Here is a 16,206-nt window from a genome sequence, read left to right on the forward strand (position 1 = left end):
CGGTGTCGCATTCGTCCCTCGTTCCCCGGTATCCGATTGTGGTGGAACGTAAGTGGTGTGGCGCCGCCGAAACCTCCGACTGAGGATGTGAGATCCATGGCCAAGACTCTCAGAACGCGTGAATCGATTGTCATCAATCGCCCTGTTCCAGAGGTGTTCGAGTACCTGTCCGATCCCGAGAATGGGCCCGAATGGGCCAGTAACGTAGTCGATTACGAACTCGTATCAGGTTCTCGGGACGAGGTCGGCTCCGTCTTCTCGTTGACGGCTCGCGTGGCAGGCGCGCGTATCAAGGCGACCGAGGAGATGGTCGACTACGAGGCGAACAAGCGGATCCGGATGGAATCTCGGGAATCGAAGATCGGGTACACGCGTGAGCTCGATTTCGACAGCGATGGGGACGGCGCCACGAAGGTGACGTTCGTGCAGGACGGCGAGACCGGAACGGGAGTCTTCAAGTTTGCCGATGCCATCGTGCAGAAGCTGTACGCGCGCGACGTACGCAGTGATCTGGAGAACGCCAAGACGATCCTCGAAGCGTCGAACGGCTGAAGGGTCCCTTCACACGCGCTGTCCGCGCATGAAGGGACCCTTCAGTTCCGACGGTCAGCGGACGGTGAACTCCGCTGACGTGCCGGTGAGGGGGAACACTTCGCCGGCGGGGTTCTTCCAATTGCCGTAGTGCTGGATCCGGTACGTGCCCGAGGCGGTGCCTGCGGGGACGTCCCACGTGATGCGGGCGACGGAGGCGTTGAGGCCCTCGCGGCGCCACCGGTACTTGGTGGCCCAGTCGCCGTCATCGGCGTGCCGGACCCAGCGGTCGCCGTCACGCCGCTGCACCTCGAAATACGTTCCACGACGGTGCAGGTCGTTCTTGGGATGTCCGGTGACGAACTCGACCGCCACCTGCTCTCCCGTGCCGGCGCTGCCCGCGGGCTGGACGACGACATCGCCGAAGTTACGTCCGGGCAGCGGCGCGTCGAACGGGAACTCGCGCCCGAACCCGGGCTGGAAGCCGGACAGGTCGCGCGGTGCCGGTCCACGCGGGACGTCGGCGCCCGTCTTCATCGCGGCGGCGAGTGCCGCGAAGCCCTGCTGGTAGGCGGGAAGGGTGTTGCGGCCGAACAGTGTGGAGCCACCCTCGTACTGCTGCGCGTCGTACTCCTCGGGCGTGGTGCAGTAGCTCGAGTACGCGTTGGCGTAGCCCTGGAAGATGACGTTCTCGAGCGGTACGCCCAACTCCTCGGCGACCGTGCGGCGGATGCGTAGGCCGGAGACGATGGTGAACTCGGCCGGCCCTCCGACGACGTAGACGTCGCCGATGCGGATGATCTGGATCTTGAGCACGTGCGGCACCCAGCCGTCCGGGGGCAGCAGGCCGACGGGCACCAGCACCAGCTTGGGCGCCTGCGCGTCCGCCAGCCACTGCGGTGTCTCGGCGTCGATGCCGCCGAGCGCGTCGATCACCGGGTTGTGCGTGCCCTCGGTGAAGATCTCGATCGCGGGCCCGTCCTCGGTGCTGCCGGCGGCCATCGCGGCGCCGATGCAGGCCGGAGCGGTGCGGCGCGGCTGACCGTCGGAGGTGTACTTGCCATCGACCAGCTGATTCGCCATGTCCAGATACATGATTCGACTGTCGACCGTCGTCGACTGCAGGGGTGTCGCCTGCGTGAACGCCTCCCGGGCCGCGGCGACCTGGCGTTCGCCGATGATCCGGGTGTTCTCGAAGTCGTCGGCGGTGGGGCCGTGGCCCGGCTCGAGGTCGAGGTTGGGGGACATGTCGCCGGTGTTGGTCTGCGGGAAGCACGCGACGAATCCGGGCTTGCCGTCGAGGTAGCGCACGCCGGCGACGTCGTGTTCCCAGAAGTACGCGGCGGCACCCTTGTTGTCACCGGAGATCAGGTGGTTCTTGTTGGTGAGCGACGCGCCGTGCGTGGGGAACCAGCCGATGCCGCCGACGTTCGTATCGCCCTGACTGATCCTGAGCACCCGCATCGAGGTGTCGATGCCGAGCGGGTAGTAGTCCTTGTCGCGCTGCGGGTTCCGATCGAATGCGGCGCGGGAACGGTTGACGCTGGCATCCTTCAGTTCACTGCGACCGTACGCGACGGTTCCCGCCGCGAGGTCGTCGTGCGCGGCGCTGATGGCCTCGACCATGCCGTCGACCTCGGCGTCGAACACCTGGGGCTGGAAGCCCAGCGTCGCGAGGCTGTACGCGTAGTCCTGCGACGCGCCGCCGCACGCCGCGTGCGAGTGCACGGCCGTGAGCATTACGTTCTTCTCGGTGTACAGGTCGCCGTACTGGGCGGCCAGCCGGGCGAGGACGGCGTCGTGCACGGCCTGGAAGACCATGCAGGTGTCGGCGCACGTGTAGACGACGCGGTTGTCGTCGGCGTCGGCGAAGATGTACGCACGCACCCGGGTCCGCTGGTGCAGGCCCTCGGCCCGTTGATCGAACTGCGAGTAGCCCATCATGCCGTTCTCGGCGATGGGTCCGGTCATGTCCGAGAGGCCGACGCCGACGCGGAATCCCTGCGCGGATCCGGTGCGGCGGGCGGGGGCGGAAGCGGAGCGGGGCTGAGCTGAAGCGGTGGAACCGGCTGCGTTGGCTATGGCTGCGAGCGCCGGTGCGGCCGCGGCTCCGGCCAGCACACTGCGTCGACTGATCGTCAAGACGTAATCCTTTGCGCGAGGTGGAGAACCGAAGTTGATCAAATGTCCAAGTCTTCAGCACACACCAGTTGGTCTGGATACGCAAGGGGCGGGGCGTCGAATCCCGAAGCGGATCAGACGGCTGCCGCGTCGCCGAACGTCATCCGCAGATCCGGGATCGTGGTCGTCATCAGGGCTCGGCGGGGCAGACCGAGCGAGCGCAGCTCGTCGGCGATCGGATGGCTCCCCAGGCGCAGTTCGGCGCCGCCGATCCGGGTGCGGACGCCAGTGGGATTCATGTCCCACGCGGTGTGGCGGGTGACGCCGTCGAGGTGCGAGTACGCCTCCACGGAGGTGTTGGTGCCCGCACCGGGGGTGGGGACGCCCTGCTTGACGGTCAGTTCCGCGATGAGCCGGCCGTCCTGGCTGACCGCCCCGCGTCGGACCGTGCTGACGTGGTCGGCCTCGAAGTCGGCCAGGGTCTTCGGGAAGCCCCAGATGCCGCGACCCGCGGCGAGCGTGAACTCGCCGTCGACGGGGAGCCGATGGATCAGCGCCCCTGCGGTGCCCTTGGCCAGCGACCGCAGGTCACCGAGCACCGACGCCCGTCCGCGCTCGCGGTGGTTGCGGACCATGAAGGTGACGCCGAATTCGTTGTACGGGCCGAGGTCGCCGTCGACGTAGTCGACGAACACCAGTCCGCACAGTCCGCGTCCGGGTCGATACTGCAGGATCTCGAGCCCGGTGTGCTCGATCAACCGCTGTGCCGCCGCCGTCGGGACGGAGTACATGGCCATGAACGCCGAGGCGGTCCGGATCTCGACCGGCATGTCGACCTGCTTGCCGAGCACCATGTGCGAGCTCACTGCGACACCACCCCGCGTAGACCGTCGGCGCCGTAGACCTGTTCGAGCATGGACCGGAAGTCCGGCCCGCGGCGGAGCATCTGGCCGCCGTCCACATTGATGATCTGCCCGGTGATCCACGAGGACCGCGGACCGAGGAGGAAGGCGGCGAGCGCGGCGACGTCCTCGACCTCGCCGACCCGGCCCAGCGGAGTGCACGCCATGTAGTCGTCGAGGATCGGTCCGCCGTCGGTGATCAGCGCGACCAGGTCGGTGCGGGTGAGTCCGGGTCGGATGCCGTTGACGCGAACATTGCTGGCACCCAGTTCGTCCGCGGCGAGCTGCACCAGGTGGTCGACACCGGACTTCGAGACGCCGTACGCACCGAACCAGCGGTGGGTGTTGCTGGCCGCGATCGACGAGATCGCGACGATCGAGCCGCCGCCGGCCGCGACGAGGGCCCGCGCGCCGTGCTTGATCGTGAGCATCGTGCCGGTGACATTGAGGTCGACCGTGCGGCGCCACGCGTCGGTGTCGAGCTGCGTGACGGGCGCGATGGTCTCGTTGCCGCCGGCGCATGCGACGACGCCGTCGAGTCGTCCGGTGGTCTCGATCGCCCGCGCGACGGCGCGTTCGACATCCGGCTCGATCGTGACGTCGGTCGCGACGGTCGTGACCGATCCGCCGGCCGCGTACGCCCCCGACGCGGCGATCTTCTCGGCGGCCGCCGCGAGCTTGTCGGCGCTGCGGCCGCAGATCGTGACGTGTGCACCGTCGGCGACGAGGGCCTGCGCGATGCCGAGTCCGATGCCGCTGCCGCCGCCCGTCACCAGGACCGATCTGCCCGCAAACGCTCCGGAGTTCGCGTCCGACGTCATCCCGTCTCCCCTCGTCGGTCCGATACCCCGCCGATAGTAGGAACAAGTTCTACGATCGGGACAGGTTTGGCAGATTCTCGAGGCTTTCGGATGTGTCGGTGCGAGACCGAGGAGCATGCGGAATGACGATCGTGAACGAGACCGATCTGCTCGACGGCCGCTTCTACGCCGGTGAGTTCGGTGATCCGCGCGAGGCGTACGCGTGGATGCGGGCGCATCGGCCGGTGTTCCGGGACCGCAACGGTGTGGCGGCGGCGTCGACGTACGAGGCGCTGGTCGCGGCCGAACGCGATCCCGGGCTGTTCTCCAACGCCGGGGGCATCCGCCCGGAGACCGGCCCGTTGCCGCAGATGATCGACATGGACGACCCCGCGCATCTGCAGCGGCGCCGACTGGTCAACACCGGCTTCACCCGGAAGAAGGTGGAGGCGAAGATCGGACGGATTCGCGAGATCTGTGATCAGTTGATCGACGCGGTGTGCGAGAAGGGTGAGTGCGACTTCGTCGCCGACCTCGCAGCGCCGCTGCCGATGGCGGTGATCGGGGACATGCTCGGGGTGCGCCCGGAACAGCGGGAGACGTTCCTGCAGTGGTCGGACGATCTGGTGAAAGCGTTGGGCAGCAACGCCACCGAGGAACAGCTGAAGGCGATGATGGACGCGTACGTCGCGTTCAACGAGTTCACGTTCCGCACCGTCGCCGAGCGGCGGAAGGACCCGTCCGACGACCTGATCAGCATCCTCGTGCACGCCGAGATCGACGGACAGCGCCTCGACGACCAGGAGATCGTCAACGAGTCGCTGCTGATCCTCATCGGCGGCGACGAGACCACCCGGCACGTGCTCAGCGGTGGCATGGAGCAGTTGATGCGTCACGAGGATGAGCGGGATCGACTGGTGGCGGATCGGTCGGGCATCCCGCTGGCCGTCGAGGAGATGCTGCGGTGGGCGTCGCCCATCAAGAACATGGCGCGCACCGTCACGCGCAACACCACGTTCTTCGGAACGGAACTCGAGCGGGGCGAGAAGATGCTGCTGCTGTTCGAGTCCGCGAACTTCGACGAGACCGTCTTCGACGAACCCAACCGCTTCGACACCCGACGATCCCCGAACCCGCACGTGGCGTTCGGTTTCGGCACCCACTTCTGCCTGGGCAACCAACTCGCCCGGCTCGAGGGCGCAGTGATGTTCGAGCGGCTGCTCGCACGCCTACCCGACATGGCCCTGGCCACGGGCGTTCCGCTGCCGCGGCGCCCGGCGAACTTCGTCTCCGGGTTGGACAGGATGCCGGTGAAGTTCACCGCAGCGACCCCGAACGGTTGAGGTCGCGACCCACCCGACGGTGTGGTCGTCGGCGACAACGGCCCCCCAGTCGCCTTCGCAGATGCAAGCAACCCCACGAAGATCCTCGAAGCCCCCATGGCGGGCACCCTACTCGCCGGCCGGCGCCGGGACGTCCTTCGCGAGCGGGCCTACTAGGCGCCCTTCGCCGGCCCCTCGGCCCACATGTGCGACAGGAACTCGAAGCTGGGGATGTCATCGAGCGAGATGATCGACTCGTAGATGCGGTCGTACGCCGTCCGCGTGATGCGCCACCGGCCGTCGTCGTCGCGGCGGTAGCTGTCCCGGTAGTAGCCGGCGCCCCGGATCAGGCGGCGGGCGTCGGGGACGATGACCGTGTCTTCGAAGGCCCACGAGCCCTCGGCGGTGGAGCCGTCGACGGTGATCTCGGGATGGTGCGCGAGGTGTACCGACGTGATCGCCGGACCGAGGGCCTTCTGCATGAAGCCGGCCAGAGCGTCGCGGCTCTCGAAGACGAGCGGTTCGCGCAGCGCGTGTGTTCCGTACTCGGCGACGATGTCCTCCGCGAGCGTGTCCGCGAACTCGTCCCACCGCTTGAGGTCCAGGGTCCGGAAGTATCGGTACTTGAGCTGCCGGAGATCCTCCAGGGCGCTGAGTTCCTCGCTGGATCTGGTCATTCGCGGAGCATCACACAGCAGGCCTTGCTGCGGGACCGCTTCCGTCGATTTCGTTTCGGTGCACAGACTCCCGGTGGACGGGCGCGCGGAGCCGATCCGGGCGGGAGGCTCCTCGGCGACAGCTGCGATCATCGACAGGTGACGCGAATCAGACTGGTGGCCTCCGACCTCGACGGGACCCTGCTGCGTGCCGACCGATCGGTCTCGCCGCGCACCGCCCGAGCGATGGCCGATGCCCGTGCCGCCGGCATCGAGGTGGTGTGGGCGACGGCCCGCGCGCGGCACTCGGTGGACGCGCTGGCGCGTTCGTGCGGCTTCCGCGGGGAGGCGATCTGCGCCAACGGTGCGGTCACGCTCGACCTGGCGGACGGCACCCCCGAGATCACCGGCACGATCTCGATCGAGGTCACCGAGGCCCTCGCGGCGATGGAGCGTGTGCGCACGCTGGTGCCGGGTGTGGTGTTCGCCAACGTCGGCCCGACGACGTTCGTGGCCGAACCCGAGTACGCGGCGCTGTGCGACTACGCCGACCACCATCGGACCCTGGACGAGATGATTCTCGAGGAACGGTTGCCGCGGATGGGGGAGCCGATGGTCAAGATCGTCGCCCGCCACCCCGAGGTTTCCAGTCGCGAGTTGTACCGTCTCGCCGTCGACGCCGGTGTGGACGGGGTGGAGTTGACGCACTCGGGGGCCCCGTACGTCGAGATGGCGGCGTCGGGGGTCTCGAAGGCCACCGCTCTCGCTCGGCTGTGCGCATCGAGAGGTATTGCGGCGCAGGAGGTTGCCGTGATCGGAGACGCGGTCAACGACATCCCGATGCTGATGTGGGGCGGCACCGCGCTGTGTCCGGACAATGCACTGCCGGAGGTGCGCGCGCTTGCGCACCGGGTGCTGCCGTCGAACGAGGACGACGGCGTCGCACAGTACCTCGAGGAGCTCGTGGCCTGACTCGGCCGGCGGCGCGGCACGGGGGCCAGCCCCGCGAATCTGTGCTTTGGATCACAGTTCGGTTTACGTTATCGCCCATTTCGAAGAGGCGCGAAAACTGCGGCTGGAACGGTAAAGCTGGCCGGTCGGCCGGTATGTGAACAGGAAACTTCCGCGAGTCGGTCCAATCATGCTGTGCTGCTTGATCGGTTCCCGGCCGATGCGCTTGTCGTCGGCGCGGGCCGTCGTGGGGCGGATCGACGGGTCGTTTCGGCACGGCCGATCGGCCGCCTGGACGGTGAGGTCAGGCAGTGGGAAGCCTCTGGCCCGATTCGTTGCAATCGGCAATGATGCAACCCGTTGGACAATCGAGACGAAGGGTGCGGCTGGATGCTCAAGCAGGAGCGGGCGGTGATCACGCGGAACCAGATCGTCAAGGGTGCCGCCGTGATGTTCGACCGCGCAGGGTACGAGCGAGCCAGTCTGGCAGAGATCGTCGACCTTTCCGGAATCACCAAAGGGGCGTTGTACTTCCACTTCAAGTCGAAGGACGAACTTGCCGGTGTCGTCATCGACGAACAACATGCCATCTCGATGAATGCTGTGCTGGCGATCGCGGAGACGGGTGCTCCAGCGCTCGAGCAACTGGTCATGGCCTGCTACGAGATGGGCCGGCAGATCATCGAGGACCCGATCGTGCGGGCAGGGATTCGGCTGACGCTGGAGATGAGTGCGGCGGGCGGCCCCCGAGAGCCGTACGTCGACTGGATCGACAGCGTCGCACGGCTCGCGCACGCCGCGCGCGAACAGGGGGACGTCGTCGACACGGTCGTCCCCGACGAACTCGGTCGTTTCGTCGTCTCGGCCTTCACCGGCGTGCAACTGGTTTCGAACGTGCTGACCAGGCGGATCGATCTCTACGAGCGCATCGACCAGATGCTGAAGCTGCTGCTTCCGGGCATCGTGCCGCCGCGGCGACGACACAAGATCGACCGGATCCTCGCGGCCCGCTGGACACCGACGGGGAGCTGAGGCAACCGACCAGACAGACGCCGAGGGCCGGCCCGGAACGAATCCCGGTCCGGCCCTCGCGTCGGGGACGGATCAGGCGGGCAGGCCCGCGAGCGTCTCCATCTCCTTGAAGAACTCCTCCGGCTGGCCGAGCAGCTGCGCGCTGCCGTGGGCCCGCTTGAAGAACAGGTGCGCGTCGTGCTCCCACGTGATCGCGATGCCGCCGTGCAGCTGGATGGCATCACCGGTGACCGCGAGGAATGCCTCCGAGCAGTACGCCTTCGCGACCAGGGCGTCCGCGGCGGCCGTCGGCAGGCCCTCGGTCAGCGAGTGCACGGCCGCGTACGACGCCGAGCGTGCGGTCTCCACCAGGAAGTACAGATCCGCCATGCGGTGCTTGAGCGCCTGGAAGCTGCCGATCGCGCGACCGAACTGGACGCGATCCTTGCTGTAGTCCACCGTCATCTGCAGGCAGCGCTCGGCGGCGCCGACCTGCTCGGCCGACAGTGCGACGATCGCGATGGTGCGGACCTTCTCGAGTGCCGCGGTCGCGTCGTCGGCGGTGAGCCGCACGGCCGGGGCGGAATCGAACTCCACCAACGACATCGGACGGATGAGGTCCATCGTCGGCAGCTGGCGGCGGGCGACGCCGGCAGCGGTGGGGTCGACCTCGAACAAACCGATGACGCCGTCTGTGCCCTCCACGACTGCCGCCACGATCAGCACGTCGGCGTGCGCGCCGTCGAGCACGTAGTGGGCGGCACCGGAGACGGTGTAGCCGTCGGCGTCGCTGCCGGCGGCCGTGCACGCGACCTCGTCACTGCGCCAGTGGCCCTCGGGACCCACCCAGCACAGTGCGGCGATCGACGACCCCTCCGCGATGCCGGGCAGCAGGCGCTCGCACGCCTCGTCGTTGCCGGTCGCCAGGATCGCCTGCGCGGCGAGGACCGCGGAACCGAACATCGGCGACGGCGTCAGCGCGGCGCCGAGTTCCTCGAGCACCAGATGCTGCTCGACGAGCGTGGCGCCGAAGCCACCGAACTCCTCCGGGATCGCGAGCGCCGCGACACCGACCTGCTGGCACAGCACGTCCCACAGGCCGCGGTCGAACGCCTCGCCCGACTTGAGCGTCTTGCGCAGCGCGGCCGCGTCGGCGCGCTTGGCCAGCAGCTGGGCAACCGTCTTGCGGAGTTCGATCTGCTCCTCCGCGAACACTCCGACCCCGCTCACAGCGCGCTCGCAATCCGTGCGCGGTGTGCCGAGGCGGTGCCCCACGCGGACTGCAGAGCCCGCACCTTGGTCAGCCACAGCGACAGGTCGCACTCGAGGGTGTAACCGATCGCACCGTGGACCTGCAGCGCCTTGCGCGAGGCCACATACGCGGCGTTCGCGGCGGCAACCTTCGCGGCCGAGACATCGCGAGCGATCGTGTCGGACCCCTCGGCGATGGAGATCGCCGCGCCGTAGACCAGCGGCGTCGCCATCTCGACGGCCACGAGCGCGTCGGACATGTGGTGCTTGACGGCCTGGAAGCTGCCGATCACGCGACCGAACTGCGAACGGTTCTTGGCGTACTCGGTGGCTGTTTCGATCATCGCGTGGCCGGCACCGATCAGCTGCGCCGACGCGGCCAGCACCGCGAGGTCGTAGGCCTTCTCCGCGGCGGCGGCGACGTCCGCGCCCTGCGCGAGCGTCTCGACCGACTCGACCTCGAACAGGCGGCGGGCCGGGTCGACCGACTCGAGCTGCGTGGTCGGTCGGACCAGCTCGAGGGTGTCGCCCGAGACCCGCAGGACCGGCTCGGCGACATCGGCGTCGAGGGCGCGCGGCGTGGACGGCTCGAGCACCAGCGACGCGAGGGTGCCCTCGGCGATGCCGGGCAGGAAGCGCTTGGCCAGCTGCTGGTCGTTCAGCGCCGACAGCAGCGCCGGGACGGCGGCGGCCGTCTCCAGGATCGGGCCGGGAACCGCGGCGCGGCCCAGCTCGATGAACGCGACAGCCAGATCGGCCGGGTGCGCACCGATACCGTCGAACTCCTCCGGCACGGCGAGCGCGGTCACGCCGGTCTCGGCGAGCTGCTGCAGCAGTGCCAGGCCCGGAGCGGTGTCGTTCTCACCCCACGACCGGACGACGGCCGGGGTGTTGGCGTTGGCGAGCAGGCCGCGGAGGCTCTCCGCGAAATCGCGCTGCTCGGTGGACAGGGAGAATTTCATCGATCCGCCTTCGGGAGTCCGAGCATCCGCTCGGCAACGATGTTGCGCTGAATTTCGTTGGTGCCGGCGTAGATCGGGCCGGACAGCGAGAACAGGTAGCCGTCCTGCCACTTGCCGGCGAGCTCGCCGTCGGCGCCCATCAGGTCGAGCGCCGTCTCGTGGATGCGGACGTCGAGCTCGGACCAGAAGATCTTGTTGATCGAGCCCTCGACGCCGAGGGGCACACCCTCGAGCATGCGGGTGACGGTGCCCCACGTGTGCAGGCGGTACGCCTCGGCGCCGATCCACGCGTCGACGACGCGGTCGCGGGCGGCGGTGTCGGTCTCGTCCGCGTTCGCCTTCCACACCTCGATCACGCGGTTGACCGCGGAGATGAAGCGGCCGGGGCTGCGCAGCGACAGGCCACGCTCGTTCGACGCGGTGCTCATCGCGACGCGCCAGCCGTTGTTGACCTCACCGACGACGTCGGTGTCCGGGACGAAGACGTCCTCGAAGAAGATCTCCGCGAAGCCGGGCTCGCCGTCCAGCTGCGGGATGGCGCGCACGGTGACGCCGTCCTGGTTCAGCGGGAACATGAAGTACGTCAGGCCCTTGTGGCGCTGCGCCTCCGGGTCGGTGCGGAACATGCCGAAGCCCCAGTCCGCGTACACGGCGCGCGAGCTCCAGGTCTTCTGACCGTTGAGGATCCAGCCGCCCTCGGTGCGGCGGGCCGTCGACCGGATGCCCGCCAGGTCGCTACCGGCCTCCGGCTCCGACCAGGCCTGGGCCCAGATGTCGTCGGCGCGGGACATGCGCGGCATGATGCGCGCGAGCTGCTCCTCGGTGCCGTGCTCGAAGAGCGTCGGCGCGAAGAGGAAGATGCCGTTCTGGCTGACGCGGCCGGGGGCGCCGGCCTTGTAGTACTCCTCCTCGAAGAGGACCCACTCGATCATCGACGCGTCGCGGCCGCCGAACTCCTCCGGCCACGCGACCGTCGACAGGCGGGCATCGGCGAGCTTGTGCTCCCACTCGCGGTGGGCCTCGAATCCCTCCGCGGTGTCCATCGACGGCAGCGGCTGCGCCGGGACGTTGGCAGCGAGCCATTCGCGCACTTCCAGCTGGAAGGCGCGGGCCTTCTCATCCAGTTCGAGATCCACTATTTCGCCTTCGCTTTCATACTGTTGACGTCCATTCCACCCAGCGAGTCCCTGCCCACCTCGGCATTGTGTGCGTGGGCGAAGTGGTGCAGGCCGAACACCGAATCCATACCGGCGCGCTGACCCATGAGGTCCTCGCACTGGTTGACGGCCTTCTTGGTGAGCGCCAGCCCGAACCGCGGCATCTCCGCGATCCGTGCGGCCAGCGCGAGCGTCTCGGTCTCGAGGTCGGCGCGCGGCACCACCCGATTGACCATGCCCACCTCGTAGGCGCGCTGCGCGGAGAAGCGATCGCCCGTGAAGAGGATCTCCTTCGCGAACCGCGATCCCAGCACCCACGGATGCGCGAAGTACTCGACACCCGGGATGCCCATCCGCACAACGGGATCCGCGAAGAATGCATCCTCCGACGCGACGATCAGGTCGCAGCACCACGCGAGCATGAGGCCACCGGCGATGCAGGCGCCGTGGATCTGGGCGATCATCGGCTTCGGAATCTCCCGCCACCGACGGCACATGCCCAGGTAGACCTCGGTCTCGCGGGCGAAACGCTGGTCACCGCCGGCCTTGCCGAGGTGGTCCCACCACAGCGCGGCCTTGTTCTCGTAGTGCACGTGGTGATCGCGGCCGGGCGTACCGATGTCGTGGCCGGCGCTGAAATGCTCGCCGTTGCCGGCCAGCACGATCACCTTCACGTCGTCGTCCTCGACGGCCCGCTCGAACGCGGCGTCGAGGGCGTACGTCATCACCGAGTTCTGCGCGTTGCGGTAGTCGGGACGGTTCAGCGTCACGAACGCGACGTGGTTCCGCACCTCGTAGGTGACGACTTCCCCCTCGTCAGGAACACCGTGGGGGTCGGTCATGCCTTGCCCTCCCGCAGATCGTTCTTGAGCACCTTGCCCGACGGGTTGCGCGGAAGCGCGCCGACGATCTTCACCTCGCGCGGAATCTTGAAGTTGGCCAGGCGCTCCTTGCAGAACGCGATGACGTCCTCCGCGGTCACGTCGGCGCCGGCCTTCGGCACGATGTATGCGCGGCCGACCTCGCCGGCTCGCTCGTCGGGGATGCCGATGACGGCCGCCTCGACGATGGAGTCCATTCGCGCGAGGGCGTTTTCGATCTCGGCGGGGTAGACGTTGAACCCGTTCGAGATGTACATGTCCTTGAGGCGGTCGGTGATGTCGAGGTAGCCACGCTCGTCGAGCACGCCCACGTCGCCGGTGTGCAGCCAGCCGTCCTCGTCGATCGTCTTCTTCGTCGCTTCGGGGTCGTCGAGGTAGCCGAGCATGACGTTCTCGCCGCGCACCAGGATCTCGCCGTGCTCGCCGATCTTGACCTCCATGCCCGGGATCGCCCGTCCGGACGAGGTCGCCACCGTGACCGGGTCGTCGTCGGTGCGGCACATCGTCACCACGACCGCCTCGGTCTGGCCGTAGGCGGTGATGACGGCGTCGTAGCCGAGTTCGGCCTGCATCCGCTCCACCAGCACGACGGGGATCGCGGCCGCGCCGGTGATCGCGACGCGCAGGCTCGACAGGTCGTAGTCGTCGCGGGTCGGGAAGTCGAGGATCGTCTGGTGGATGGTCGGGGCGCCCGGCAGGACACTGATCTTCTCGTTCGCGATCGTCGTCATGATCGTGGGGACGTCGAAGACGGCAGCGGGCACCATCGTGGCGCCGCGCAGGATGCACACCATGAGTCCGGCCTTGTAGCCGAAGGTGTGGAAGAACGGGTTGATGACCAGGTAGCGGTCGTTCTCGTCGACCTCGGCGCAGTCGGCCCACGCGTCGGCGATACCGACGGTCTGGCGGTGCGCGGTCATGACGCCCTTGCTCTTGCCGGTGGTGCCGGACGTGAACAGGATGTCGGCGACGTCGTCGGGCGAGACCGCGCGAGCGCGAGCGTCGGCCTCCTCCACCGAAACCGGCTCGGCCGCGGCCGCGAGCTGATCCCATTCGAGGATCTCGCCGCCGAGGAACTCGGTGGTGGGGGCGCCGGAGGTCGGGTCGTCCGACGGCGTGCGGAGCACGAGCTGCAGCGACGGGATGCCGCCGGGACCGGCGGCCTTGAGGACATCGGCGAGGCGATCGTTCTTGAGGAACCGGTCCGGCACGACCAGGACCTTGGCTCGGGTGCGCTCGAGCAGGTCCAGGGCCTCGTGCCCGGTGTAGCGGGTGCTGATCGGCACCAGCGTCGCGCCGGCGTACTGCGCGGCGAGGAACGCCTCGATCCAGTGGTGGGTATTGGGTGCCCAGACTGCGACGCGGTCGCCCGCTTCGATGCCCTTGGCCATCAGGGCGCGGGCGGCGAGGCGCACGCGCTCCAGTAGTTCGGTGTAAGTGGTGCGGTCGGATCCGTCCGCAACAGCCTCGTTCGATCCGAATTGTTCAACGGCGCGCCACAGCGCGGCCGGGGTCGTCCGGGGCTCGGTGGTCACATTCGTGCTCACAATCTCTCCTAAGGCGAGGCGGAACCTCTATACAAAGCAAGTGCTTGGTAGGGTACCGTATCGCTGTGGACGTTAGCCAGGGTATTGAGACCAGCGAGCAGGCAGCTGCTGACGAGGCCTTTGCGCGGGAAATTCGCGAATGGCTCGAAGAGAACCTCTCCGGGAAGTTTGCCGAGCTGAAGGGCCTCGGCGGGCCGGGACGGGAACACGAGGCGTTCGAGGAACGCCTCGAATGGGACCGTCACCTGGCTGCCGCCGGCTGGACCTGCCTCGGGTGGCCGAAGGAGTACGGCGGACGCGAGGCGACGCTGAGCCAGCAGATCATCTTCCATCAGGAGTACGCACGCGCGAATGCGCCTGCGCGCGTGAGTCATATCGGTGAGGAGCTGCTGGGCCCGACGCTCATCGCGTTCGGTACCGAGGAGCAGAAGCAGCGCTTCCTGCCGGGGATCAAGACCGTCACCGAACTGTGGTGCCAGGGCTACTCCGAGCCGGGCGCCGGGTCCGACCTCGCGAACGTGTCGACCACCGCGCGTCTCGACGGCGACCAGTGGGTCGTCAACGGCCAGAAGGTCTGGACGTCGCTCGCGCACCTGGCCGACTGGTGCTTTGTCGTCGCGCGCACCGAGCCGGGCTCGTCGCGTCACAAGGGCCTGTCGTACCTGCTGGTTCCCATGAACCAGGCGGGTGTCGAGGTCCGCCCGATCATCCAGCTCACCGGCACGTCCGAGTTCAACGAGGTGTTCTTCGACAACGCCCGCACCGACGCCGACCTGGTCGTCGGTGGCGAGGGCAACGGCTGGGGCACCGCGATGGGCACGCTGACCTTCGAGCGCGGCGTCTCGACCCTCGGGCAGCAGATCGGCTTCGCCCGTGAGCTCGAGTCGATCGTCGAACTGGCGGAGCGCAACGGTGCGGCGCAGGATCCCGCCATCCGCAACAAGATCTCCCGCGCCTGGATGAGCCTGCAGGTCATCCGCGCCCACGCACTGCGCACGCTCGCGAGCGTCGACGCGAGCGCCAACGGTGGCGAGGCGTCGGTCGCGAAGCTGCTGTGGGCCAACTGGCACCGCGGTCTCGGCGAGCTCGCCATGGAGGTTCAGGGTGCGGCCTCGCTGGTCGGCGTCGAGAACACCGAGCCCGGTGAGGAACTGAACGACCTGCAGCGTCTGTGGCTGTTCACCCGCGCCGACACCATCTACGGCGGATCCAACGAGATCCAGCGCAACATCATCGCCGAGCGCGTGCTCGGCCTTCCCCGAGAGGCACGCCCGTGACCGCCACCATCAAGTCCCCGCTGTCCGTCGCCCCCGAGGAGATCGAGGGCCACAACCTGCTCAAGGGCAAGAAGGTCGTCGTGACGGCCGCGGCGGGCACCGGCATCGGCTTCGCCACCGCGCGTCGCGCGCTGCTCGAGGGCGCCGACGTCCTCGTCTCGGACTTCCACGAGCGTCGCCTCGGTGAGACCGTCGAGAAGCTGTCGGCCGAGTTCGGCAGCCAGCAGGTCGAGTCGTTCGTGTGCGACGTCTCGAGCACCGAGCAGGTCGACGCCCTCATCGCCGGCGCCGCCGAGAAGCTCGGCCGCATCGACGTTCTCGTCAACAACGCCGGCCTGGGCGGCGAGACCCCGATCGTCGACATGACCGACGAGCAGTGGGACCGCGTCGTCGACATCACGCTGACGAGCACGTTCCGCGCCACCCGCGCGGCGCTGCGCTACTTCAAGAGCGTGGAACACAACGGCGTGCTGGTGAACAACGCGTCGGTGCTCGGCTGGCGCGCGCAGCACTCGCAGTCGCACTACGCGGCTGCGAAGGCCGGCGTCATGGCGCTCACCCGCTGCTCGGCGATCGAGGCCGCTGAGTACGGTGTCCGCATCAATGCGGTCGCCCCGTCCATCGCGCGTCACCCGTTCCTGGCGAAGGTCACCAGCGACGAGCTGCTCGACAACCTGGCGTCGCGCGAGGCCTACGGCCGCGCCGCCGAGGTGTGGGAGATCGCCGCGACCATCGCGATGCTCGCGAGCGACTACACCACCTACCTCACCGGCGAGATCGTCTCGATCTCCAGCCAGCGCGCGTAGGTAGCCGACAGTGCCTGCGGTGGCCGAATGT

15 protein-coding genes are annotated in these 16,206 nt (G+C 68.2%); 6 read left to right on the forward strand and 9 right to left on the reverse strand.

Going from position 1 to position 16,206, the window contains the following annotated elements:
• Positions 1-96 precede the first annotated feature (96 nt).
• Positions 97-552 (forward strand): SRPBCC family protein, encoded by a 456-nt coding sequence (locus tag ABTV10_RS03555; RefSeq protein ID WP_499032606.1) that lies wholly within the window; start codon positions 97-99, stop codon positions 550-552.
• 54 nt (positions 553-606) lie between these two features.
• On the opposite strand, the gene ABTV10_RS03560 is transcribed toward ABTV10_RS03555, so the two are convergent.
• From ABTV10_RS03560 to ABTV10_RS03570, 3 genes are all read right to left on the reverse strand, one after another.
• A complete protein-coding gene (locus tag ABTV10_RS03560; RefSeq protein WP_499032608.1) occupies positions 607-2,673 on the reverse strand; it encodes a neutral/alkaline ceramidase in 2,067 nt (688 codons plus the stop codon).
• A gap of 113 nt (positions 2,674-2,786) precedes the next feature.
• On the reverse strand, positions 2,787-3,518 hold the full coding sequence (locus tag ABTV10_RS03565) for an acetoacetate decarboxylase family protein (protein ID WP_499032610.1): 732 nt from the start codon (positions 3,516-3,518) through the stop codon (positions 2,787-2,789).
• Positions 3,515-4,375, reverse strand: coding sequence for an SDR family oxidoreductase (locus ABTV10_RS03570; protein ID WP_499032612.1), 861 nt, complete (start codon positions 4,373-4,375; stop codon positions 3,515-3,517). Before ABTV10_RS03570 ends, ABTV10_RS03565 begins: the two co-directional genes overlap by 4 nt.
• A 122-nt stretch (positions 4,376-4,497) precedes the next feature.
• On the opposite strand from ABTV10_RS03570, the gene ABTV10_RS03575 reads away from it, so the two are divergent.
• A complete protein-coding gene (locus tag ABTV10_RS03575; protein ID WP_499032615.1) occupies positions 4,498-5,697 on the forward strand; it encodes a cytochrome P450 in 1,200 nt (399 codons plus the stop codon).
• A gap of 152 nt (positions 5,698-5,849) precedes the next feature.
• On the opposite strand, the gene ABTV10_RS03580 is transcribed toward ABTV10_RS03575, so the two are convergent.
• Positions 5,850-6,353 (reverse strand): nuclear transport factor 2 family protein, encoded by a 504-nt coding sequence (locus tag ABTV10_RS03580; protein ID WP_499032617.1) that lies wholly within the window; start codon positions 6,351-6,353, stop codon positions 5,850-5,852.
• A gap of 138 nt (positions 6,354-6,491) precedes the next feature.
• On the opposite strand from ABTV10_RS03580, the gene ABTV10_RS03585 reads away from it, so the two are divergent.
• Together ABTV10_RS03585 and ABTV10_RS03590 are read left to right on the forward strand one after the other, a co-directional pair.
• A complete protein-coding gene (locus ABTV10_RS03585) occupies positions 6,492-7,304 on the forward strand; it encodes an HAD family hydrolase (protein ID WP_499032620.1) in 813 nt (270 codons plus the stop codon).
• A 369-nt stretch (positions 7,305-7,673) separates the two neighbouring features.
• Positions 7,674-8,315 carry a ScbR family autoregulator-binding transcription factor gene (locus tag ABTV10_RS03590; protein WP_499032621.1) on the forward strand — a complete coding sequence of 214 codons (642 nt, stop codon included), beginning with the start codon at positions 7,674-7,676 and terminating at the stop codon, positions 8,313-8,315.
• Between the two features lie 72 nt (positions 8,316-8,387).
• Here ABTV10_RS03590 and ABTV10_RS03595 read toward each other — a convergent pair whose 3' ends face one another.
• The 5 genes from ABTV10_RS03595 to ABTV10_RS03615 are packed head-to-tail and all read right to left on the reverse strand — an operon-like array spanning position 8,388 to position 14,092.
• Positions 8,388-9,524, reverse strand: a complete 1,137-nt coding sequence (locus ABTV10_RS03595) for an acyl-CoA dehydrogenase family protein (RefSeq protein WP_499032623.1) — start codon at positions 9,522-9,524, stop codon at positions 8,388-8,390.
• Entirely contained in the window at positions 9,521-10,507 is a 987-nt protein-coding gene (locus tag ABTV10_RS03600; RefSeq protein ID WP_499032626.1) for an acyl-CoA dehydrogenase family protein, read from the reverse strand. Before ABTV10_RS03600 ends, ABTV10_RS03595 begins: the two co-directional genes overlap by 4 nt.
• Complete coding sequence (locus ABTV10_RS03605; protein WP_499032628.1) at positions 10,504-11,643, reverse strand: acyl-CoA dehydrogenase family protein; 1,140 nt, start codon at positions 11,641-11,643, stop codon at positions 10,504-10,506. The genes ABTV10_RS03600 and ABTV10_RS03605 overlap by 4 nt, the downstream gene beginning before the upstream one ends.
• On the reverse strand, positions 11,643-12,506 hold the full coding sequence (locus ABTV10_RS03610; RefSeq protein WP_499032629.1) for an enoyl-CoA hydratase: 864 nt from the start codon (positions 12,504-12,506) through the stop codon (positions 11,643-11,645). Before ABTV10_RS03610 ends, ABTV10_RS03605 begins: the two co-directional genes overlap by 1 nt.
• Positions 12,503-14,092, reverse strand: a complete 1,590-nt coding sequence (locus tag ABTV10_RS03615; RefSeq protein WP_499032632.1) for a FadD3 family acyl-CoA ligase — start codon at positions 14,090-14,092, stop codon at positions 12,503-12,505. The genes ABTV10_RS03610 and ABTV10_RS03615 overlap by 4 nt, the downstream gene beginning before the upstream one ends.
• Positions 14,093-14,157: 65 nt before the next feature.
• Here ABTV10_RS03615 and ABTV10_RS03620 point away from each other — a divergent pair, with 65 nt between their 5' ends.
• Both ABTV10_RS03620 and ABTV10_RS03625 read left to right on the forward strand, forming a co-directional pair.
• Positions 14,158-15,369, forward strand: coding sequence for an acyl-CoA dehydrogenase family protein (locus ABTV10_RS03620; RefSeq protein WP_499032633.1), 1,212 nt, complete (start codon positions 14,158-14,160; stop codon positions 15,367-15,369).
• Positions 15,366-16,175 (forward strand): SDR family oxidoreductase, encoded by an 810-nt coding sequence (locus tag ABTV10_RS03625; protein WP_499032634.1) that lies wholly within the window; start codon positions 15,366-15,368, stop codon positions 16,173-16,175. The genes ABTV10_RS03620 and ABTV10_RS03625 overlap by 4 nt, the downstream gene beginning before the upstream one ends.
• Positions 16,176-16,206: the final 31 nt, after the last annotated feature.

The organism is Paraburkholderia sp. RHO2 (assembly GCF_050955445.1).
Classification (GTDB): domain Bacteria; phylum Actinomycetota; class Actinomycetes; order Mycobacteriales; family Mycobacteriaceae; genus Prescottella; species Prescottella agglutinans_A.